Origin of the sequence: Streptococcus alactolyticus (genome assembly GCF_012277075.1) — a bacterium.
Lineage (GTDB): Bacteria > Bacillota > Bacilli > Lactobacillales > Streptococcaceae > Streptococcus > Streptococcus alactolyticus.
Window position 1 is genome coordinate 1 of the sequence record NZ_JAAXMT010000021.1, and the last position, 6,782, is coordinate 6,782.

Annotated in this window: 7 protein-coding genes; 5 read left to right on the forward strand and 2 right to left on the reverse strand. The window is 42.4% G+C overall.

The genetic code is table 11. The features are described from left to right. Positions 1-129: 129 nt before the first annotated feature. Both HFK82_RS08570 and HFK82_RS08575 read right to left on the reverse strand, forming a co-directional pair. A complete protein-coding gene (locus HFK82_RS08570; RefSeq protein WP_168261468.1) occupies positions 130-405 on the reverse strand; it encodes a GIY-YIG nuclease family protein in 276 nt (91 codons plus the stop codon). Next, positions 389-1,150 (reverse strand): tRNA1(Val) (adenine(37)-N6)-methyltransferase, encoded by a 762-nt coding sequence (locus tag HFK82_RS08575; RefSeq protein WP_154455097.1) that lies wholly within the window; start codon positions 1,148-1,150, stop codon positions 389-391. Before HFK82_RS08575 ends, HFK82_RS08570 begins: the two co-directional genes overlap by 17 nt. 116 nt (positions 1,151-1,266) lie before the next feature. On the opposite strand from HFK82_RS08575, the gene HFK82_RS08580 reads away from it, so the two are divergent. The 5 genes from HFK82_RS08580 to HFK82_RS08600 form a co-directional block, all read left to right on the forward strand. Continuing rightward, positions 1,267-2,013 carry a lysophospholipid acyltransferase family protein gene (locus tag HFK82_RS08580; protein ID WP_167829302.1) on the forward strand — a complete coding sequence of 249 codons (747 nt, stop codon included), beginning with the start codon at positions 1,267-1,269 and terminating at the stop codon, positions 2,011-2,013. Between the two features lie 102 nt (positions 2,014-2,115). Then, positions 2,116-2,784, forward strand: a complete 669-nt coding sequence (locus tag HFK82_RS08585) for a helix-hairpin-helix domain-containing protein (RefSeq protein WP_168261471.1) — start codon at positions 2,116-2,118, stop codon at positions 2,782-2,784. Then, positions 2,777-5,008, forward strand: a complete 2,232-nt coding sequence (locus tag HFK82_RS08590) for a DNA internalization-related competence protein ComEC/Rec2 (RefSeq protein WP_168261469.1) — start codon at positions 2,777-2,779, stop codon at positions 5,006-5,008. The genes HFK82_RS08585 and HFK82_RS08590 overlap by 8 nt, the downstream gene beginning before the upstream one ends. Before the next feature lie 48 nt (positions 5,009-5,056). Then, positions 5,057-6,094 carry a DNA polymerase III subunit delta gene (gene holA, locus HFK82_RS08595; RefSeq protein ID WP_168261470.1) on the forward strand — a complete coding sequence of 346 codons (1,038 nt, stop codon included), beginning with the start codon at positions 5,057-5,059 and terminating at the stop codon, positions 6,092-6,094. 86 nt (positions 6,095-6,180) lie between these two features. Continuing rightward, positions 6,181-6,782, forward strand: a 602-nt coding sequence (locus HFK82_RS08600) for a superoxide dismutase (RefSeq protein WP_168261472.1), incomplete at its 3' end; no start/stop codon positions are given.

Here is a 6,782-nt window from a genome sequence, read left to right on the forward strand (position 1 = left end):
GAGTAGTTTCGTCGCTTTTCATTATAAGTCATATGGGGCTTTTTTTCTATGCACGAAAAGGCTCCATAACTTCTGACTGGGTGTTACCCACTACAGAAATTATAGAGCCGAAAAATCTATCAAGATGTCTTATCCTGATAGATTTTTGTGTTGTTTGATGTAGTCTAATTTTGCCTGTCGTGTTTTTCGCTTGAAGTGGCTTTCTGCGGACATGGCAGCTTGTTTGCTTTCAAAGCTTTCTTGATAGATGAGTTTAACAGGTAAGCGGGCTCTGGTGTATTTGGCACCCTTACCTTTATTGTGGGTCTGTATGCGTCTATCAACATCGGTGGTATAGCCTGTGTAGAGCGTTCCGTCTGCGCATTCGACCACGTAGAGATAGGCTAGTTTAGTGTCGTTTGGCATTTTTTCCAAAATAGATTTCAAAAATAGCGTCAGTGTACTCTCCGTTTTCTTTGTGGACAAAAAGCGGTGGGAGAATTTTCAGTCCATCTGTGGAGCCATCTTTGATAGCTTCAATGAGAAGCATATTAGCATCCTTGCCCATTTTAGGATAAACAAATTGAATGCGTTTTGGAGCTAGATTATACTGACGCAAGGTGTCGATGATATCAAGAAAACGGTCAGGACGATGCACCATGGCAAGGCGTCCGTTGGATTTGAGGGCGTGGCGTGCCACTTCGCAGATTTCGTCCAAATTGGTCGTAATTTCATGCCTAGCAAGTAAATAGTGCTCAGAGAGGTTTTTCTTTGATGTTTCGGATACTTTGAAATATGGAGGGTTACAAAGAATCAAATCAACACCTGAACGGGGGACATGGTTGAGTAGATTTTTCAAATCATCTTGCACCATCTGCACTTGGTTTTCCAAGTGGTTGAGCTGGATAGAGCGTTGTGCCATATCAGCCAAGCGTTCTTGAAGTTCCACTTCGATAATGGGAGCCTTGGTGCGTGTGCTAGCAAAGAGCCCCACAGCCCCATTTCCTGAACAAAGGTCAACAATTAAACCACGTGAAGGTATTTTTGGAAAACGAGAGAGCAAGACACTGTCGATAGAATAGCTAAAAACATCCTTGTTTTGAATGATTTTTACATCTGTCGAAAAGAGTTGGTCAATGCGTTCACCCGCTTTTAAAGTTACATTAGTCATGCCATTTATTATAGCAAATTTTAGGGCAAGTCACTAGCACGCGGCACATTTATTCTTCCTAAAATAACTCAACCGTGGTACAATGTTAAGAATAATGAAAGAAAAGGAGCCCGCTTGTGTTTTATACGTATTTGCGAGGATTAGTTGTATTTCTTCTTTGGATTTTTAATGGCAATGCACATTATCATAATGAAGATAAAATATTGAGCAAAGATGAAAATTACATTTTGGTAGCGCCTCACCGAACGTGGTGGGACCCGATTTACATGGCTTTTGCGGCTAGACCAAAAGAATTTATTTTCATGGCTAAAAAGGAATTGTTTACCAATCGGGTTTTTGGTTGGTGGATTCGCATGTGTGGTGCCTTTCCAATTGACCGTGAAAACCCTGGTAGAGATGCCTTACGTTACCCAATTAATATGTTGAAAAAAAGCAATCGCTCTTTGGTGATGTTTCCAAGTGGTAGCCGTCATTCAACAGATGTGAAAGGTGGGGTTGCGGTTATTGCCAAAATGGCAAAGGTTAAGATTATGCCTGTCGTTTATGCAGGTCCAATGGACGTTAAAGGGCTTTTGACAGGAGAGCGTGTTGACATGAACTTTGGGAACCCAATTGATGTGTCAGATATTAAACGCATGAATGATGAAGGGGTTGAAGAAGTCGCTCATCGCATTCAGACCGAATTTGATCGTTTGGATGCTGAAAATGCGACCTTTCATGTGGATAAAAAGCCAAATCCATTGACTTACATTTACCGCATTCCGTTAGGACTCATTGCCCTTGTTGTGGTGATTTTAACCTTGATTTTCAGTTACTTTGCTAGCTTTGTTTGGGATCCAGACAAACACCGTAAAATGAATTAAACCAAAAATGCTCGGCTATTAGCCGGGCTTTTTTCGAATAAATAAGTAGAAGTGGTCAAAAACCACAAAATCACAAATAAGGGAGTTAGAGTGTTGGACGTTATTTTGGAAACTATCAAAGCAAAAGTATCAGAGCATAAGGCCTTGGCAGCGAGTTTTGGGACCGTGTTTGCCATGTTGCTGGCTTTTTTTGTTTGGTCACAAGTCACTCAGCCTAAGGTAGAAGCCGAAAGCTCTTTGCCTGTCATTAGTAGCCAGTTGGCAAGCAGCAGTTCAGAGCAGGTCAAAAGCAAAACGGCGAGCAGCCGGTCTCAAACGACAAGTGGCAAAATAGTTGCGGACATCAAAGGGGCAGTGACCAATGAAGGTGTGTATGAGTTGCCTGCTGGCAGTCGGGTGACTGATTTGGTCAAAATGGCAGGTGGCTTCACGGAAGAAGCAGACCGAAAATCTGTGAATTTAGCTGAAAAGGTAAGCGATGAAGCTGTGGTTTATGTGGCAAAGATTGGGGAAGAGGTAAGTCCAGCCACAAAATTCCCCTCAACGGCCAGCGGTAGCCAGACAGAAACTGCTACTGGTACCATCAATTTGAACACGGCGACAGCAACAGAACTTCAGACCATTTCAGGTATTGGGGCCAAACGTGCGCAAGATATCATTGATTACCGTGAGGCAAATGGCGGTTTTACTTCGGTTGAAGAATTGAAAAATGTGTCAGGTATCGGAGATAAGACCCTAGAAAAACTCAAATCAGAGGTGAGCATTGATTAACTATTTTCCCATTAAGCCAATTCAATTGGCTTTTTTAGTATTGTTGCTTTATTATTGGTGTTTCTCGCAAGCTTTATATTGTGGGTGTTTGCTATTGGTGGCCTTGCTACTTTTATGGAAACAGTACGGTTTTAAAAGATTAGGGCAGGTCTGCTTGTGTTTGGTAGGCTTTGCAGGTTTGTTTCTATACCAGGTGCAACAAGCAAATAGCGCTTACCGCTCAGCTCCCTCTAAGCTTCAACACATTCAGATAATACCAGACACTCTGTCAGTCAATGGGGATTTGCTCTCTTTTCGCGGTAAGACAGATGGAAGGACCTACCAAGCTTTTTACAGATTGTCATCGGAAAACGAGCAAAAATGGTTTAAAAATCTATCCCAAACAGTGCTTTTATCTGGTGATATAGAGCTAGCAGAAGCTACGCCCCAGCGTAATTTCGGTGGTTTTGATTATCGGACTTATCTAAAACATGAAGGAATTTACCGTATGGCTACCGTGTCAGAGATTACGGAGATAAAGGCGGTTTCTTCTCTAACGTTTGTGGAAAGGTTGCATGAGTGGCGTCGTCAAGCCATTGTTAGCATTCAGCAGCATTTTCCAGCTCCCATGCAGCACTACATGACAGGGCTTTTGTTTGGTTATTTGGACAAGTCTTTCGCGGAAATGAGTGATATTTACACGAGTTTGGGCATTATTCATCTGTTTGCCTTGTCAGGTATGCAGGTTGGCTTTTTTGTAGGGATTTTTCGGACTTTCTTTTTGCGTCTGGGCTTGCGCCGTGACCAGGTGACGGTATTGCAAATGCCATTTTCCTTTGTTTATGCTGGGTTGACCGGTTTTTCCGTTTCTGTGATTCGAAGTTTATTGCAAGCTATTTTGGCACCATTTGGCATTAAACGATTGGACAATCTAGCTCTGACAATGCTGAGTTTGTTTCTAGTGATGCCCTCATTTTTGCTGACGACGGGCGGCGTTTTGTCGTTTGCTTTTGCGTTCATATTAAGTCTGGTGCAGTTTGATGACTTGACACGTCATTCTAAAATATTTGCTGAGAGTATCGCTATTTCGTTGGGGAGTCTGCCCTTGCTCATTTATTTTTTCTCGGTGTTTCAGCCCTTGTCGATTGTTTTGACGGCTTGCTTTTCATTTGCCTTTGACGTGGTTCTCTTGCCGCTTTTGTCCCTTGTTTTTCTCCTATCGCCTTTTGTTAAGCTGACCTTTTTAAATGGCTTATTTGTGTTTTTGGAGCAAATCATCAAGGTAACTAAGGGAATGATTGGAGCACCGCTGGTTTTTGGCAAACCCCATCTAGCTATTTTGCTGCTTTTCTTTCTAATATTAGGAATCTTGTACGATGTTTACCGTCGGAAAAAGCTGGCGCTTTTCTTGCTTGCCGTGGTCGCTCTACTCTTTTTTCAAACCAAGCATCCGCTGGAAAATGAAGTGACGGTGGTCGATGTTGGGCAGGGAGATAGTTTGTTTTTGCGAGATGTGACGGGCAAAACGCTGCTCATCGATGTGGGTGGCAAGGTTGGTTTTGGAAAGAAAGAAGCGTGGCAGGAGTGTTTCAGTGATAGCAATGCGGAACGGACGCTGATTCCTTATCTTAAGAGCCGAGGGGTCGGAAAAATTGACCAGTTGGTTTTGACCCACACCGATGCAGACCACATGGGGGATATGCTTGTTCTAGCCCAAGAAATGCCGATTGGCGAGGTTTTGGTCAGTCAGGGAAGTTTGACTAAGACAGATTTTGTGGCGAAATTGCAAGTCATGAAAACCAAGGTTCGAGCGCTCCAAGTAGGTGATATGCTGCCTATCATGGGTAGTCGCTTGCAGGTGCTCTATCCCCATGATGTAGGCGACGGTGGCAATAATGATTCGATGGTGCTTTATGGACAATTGCTGGGCAAACGCTTCTTGTTTACAGGGGATTTAGAAAAAGAGGGCGAGCAGGATTTAATGGCTACCTATTCTCATTTACCAGTGGATGTTTTAAAAGCAGGCCACCATGGTTCAAAAGGTTCCTCAAGTCCAGAATTTTTAGCCCACATTTCCCCACAAATGGCTCTGATTTCAGCAGGAGAGAAGAATCATTACAAGCACCCTCACCAAGAAACTTTGGAACGTTTTAATCAGCAAGGTTTGCGCATTTACCGCACAGACCAAGAGGGCGCCATTCGGTTTAGAGGATTGACACATTGGCAAATCGAAACGGTGCGATGACTTGTTTGCCACCATGACGCTTGAGGGGATTTTTGATATAATAATGCTATGATTGCAATCGAAGAAGTGGACACACTAAAAAAGGAAAACCTAAGCTTGATTACAGTGGTGACAGGCGAGGATTTGGGTCAATTTTCCCAGCTGAAAGAACGCTTGATGGAGCGTGTGGGTTATGACAAGGACGATTTGACCTATTCTTATTTTGACATGGCTGAGGTGGATTATGAAGATGCTGAGATGGACCTTGAGAGTTTACCTTTTTTTGAAAACCAAAAGGTCGTGATTTTTGATAATCTGCTTGATATTACGACGTCTAAAAAAGCCTACTTGGATGACAAGGCCCTCAAACGTTTTGAAGCTTATTTGGAAAATCCTTTGGAAACGACGCGTTTGATTATCTACGCTCCAGGAAAATTGGACGGCAAACGCCGTTTGGTTAAGATTCTCAAGCGTGATTCCAGAATTTTTGAAGCCAAGCCTTTAAAAGAAGCAGAACTCAAAACTTATTTTCAAAAATTAGCGCATAAGGAAAAATTGACCTTTGATTCTGGGGCTTTTGACGCCTTGCTGTTGAAGTCTAACTATGATTTTAGTGAGATGTTGAAAAACATTGCCTTTTTAAAATCCTACAAGGCAGACGGTCATATTACGACAGATGATATTAGCCAAGCCATCCCTAAGACTTTGCAGGATAATATCTTTGATTTGACGCAGTTTGTGTTAAATGGCAGAATTGATGAGGCGCGTGACTTGATTCGTGATTTGCGTTTGCAAGGAGAGGATGAGATTAAGCTGATTGCGATTATGCTGGGGCAATTTCGGATGTTTCTACAAGTCAGCCTCCTAGCTCGTCAGGGCAATAACGAGTCGCAGATTGTTAGCCGCTTGTCTGATTATCTTGGCCGTCGGGTCAATCCCTACCAAGTCCGATTTGCGTTGCGGGATTCAAGGCCTTTATCCATTGCCTTTTTAAGATTAGCCATCAAGATTTTGATTGAAACCGATTATGCCATCAAAACAGGGACTTATGACAAGGATTATTTGTTTGATGTTGCCATTTTAAAAATCGCTCATGAACGCCATTGAAATCACTTAAAAAAGCGGTCAAATTATTTGCCCGCTCTGCTATTTTCTTATAGAATAAGAGTACAAAGATGAAAGAGGTAATCCGCATGGCTATTATTTTACCAAACCTACCTTACGCATATGACGCTCTTGAGCCTTATATTGATAAAGAAACCATGATTTTGCATCATGATAAACACCACGCTACTTATTTAGCAAATGCTAATGCTGCATTGGAAAAACACCCTGAAATTGGGGAAGATTTAGAGTTTTTGTTGTCAGATGTGACACGCATTCCAGAAGACATTCGTCAAGCCCTCATCAATAATGGTGGTGGCCACCTTAACCACGCGCTTTTCTGGGAATTATTGACGCCTGAAAAACAAGAACCAACAGCAGAAGTTCTAGCAGCTATTGAAGACGCTTTTGGCTCATTTGAAGACTTTAAAACAGCCTTTACCCAAGCAGCCACAACTCGCTTTGGCTCAGGATGGGCTTGGCTAGTGGTCAACCAAGAAGGCAAATTAGAAGTGATGTCAACAGGTAACCAAGATAACCCAATTTCACAAGGCAAACAACCTATTTTGGGTCTTGATGTGTGGGAACACGCTTATTACCTCAAATATCACAATGTTCGTCCAGATTACATCAAAGCTTTCTTTACCATTATTAATTGGGAAAAAGTCGCAGAATTATATAAAGCAGCAAC

Bases quoted from the DNA above. Each gene is read 5' to 3' on its own strand.
- HFK82_RS08575 (WP_154455097.1), bottom strand. From the start codon at position 1,150: ATGACTAATGTAACTTTAAAAGCGGGTGAACGCATTGACCAACTCTTT.
- holA (WP_168261470.1), top strand. From the start codon at position 5,057: ATGATTGCAATCGAAGAAGTGGACACACTAAAAAAGGAAAACCTAAGC.
- HFK82_RS08570 (WP_168261468.1), bottom strand. From the start codon at position 405: ATGCCAAACGACACTAAACTAGCCTATCTCTACGTGGTCGAATGCGCA.